Origin of the sequence: Streptomyces sp. URMC 126 (assembly GCF_051386555.1) — a bacterium.
Classification (GTDB): domain Bacteria; phylum Actinomycetota; class Actinomycetes; order Streptomycetales; family Streptomycetaceae; genus Streptomyces.
Genome location: NZ_JBPQTX010000705.1, coordinates 1 through 363, shown reverse-complemented (window position 1 = coordinate 363; position 363 = coordinate 1). Strand labels below are relative to the sequence as shown.

At 73.8% G+C, this 363-nt stretch carries 1 protein-coding gene; it reads left to right on the top strand.

The window, feature by feature from the left end:
- Window positions 1-363: LamG-like jellyroll fold domain-containing protein (locus ACSNOK_RS33545; RefSeq protein WP_436784548.1), on the top strand; the 363-nt coding region annotated here is incomplete at both ends.

The window sequence follows — 363 nt, the reverse complement described above, 5'->3', positions numbered from 1 at the left end:
CGGCAAGGCCCTGTACCTCTCCGGCCTGGACGACTTCGTCGAGATCCGCCGGGACCCCGCGCTGGACCTCACCGGCACCGGCCTCACCCTGGACGCCCTGGTCAGGCCGGCCGAGCCGTGGACGGGTGACTTCACCATGATCAGCAAGGGGGAGCAGTACGTCCTGCGGATGCGGGACCGCGCCACCGTGGAGTTCACCGTCACCAGCGGCGGGCGGCCCCACACGGTCACGGCACCCGTCCCGGACGGCTGGGCCGGCGCCTGGCACCGGGTCACCGGTACGTACGACGGCCGGGCGCTCAGGCTCCACCTGGACGGGCGGGAGCGGGGCGCCACCCCCTTCACCGGCCGCATCGACCACAC